The 249-nt window shown below is 55.8% G+C and carries 1 protein-coding gene; it reads left to right on the top strand.

The window, feature by feature from the left end; all coding sequences use genetic code 11:
• Positions 1-18: 18 nt before the first annotated feature.
• A partial coding sequence (locus ACYP03_RS27270; protein ID WP_459782841.1) for a hypothetical protein occupies positions 19-249 on the top strand: 231 nt, incomplete at its 3' end.

Raw genomic sequence — 249 nt, forward strand, 5'->3', positions numbered from 1 at the left:
TGTAATCAAGGTGAAGCAGTGAAATCAGCCTGTCCCTATTGTGGCGTAGGCTGTGGTGTGGCGGTGAAAGGCAGATTTCAGCCCGGTAGTGTAACGAGGCAGCCTGACATCGTCGGTGATGTCTGCCACCCGGCCAATCATGGGGCACTTTGCGTCAAAGGCTCTGCGCTGAAAGAAAGCCTGAACATACCCAATCGCCTGTTGTATCCGCGCCTGGAGGGCAAGGAAGTCAGCTGGCATGCTGCCACT

This window comes from Photobacterium sp. R1 (genome assembly GCF_054600795.1).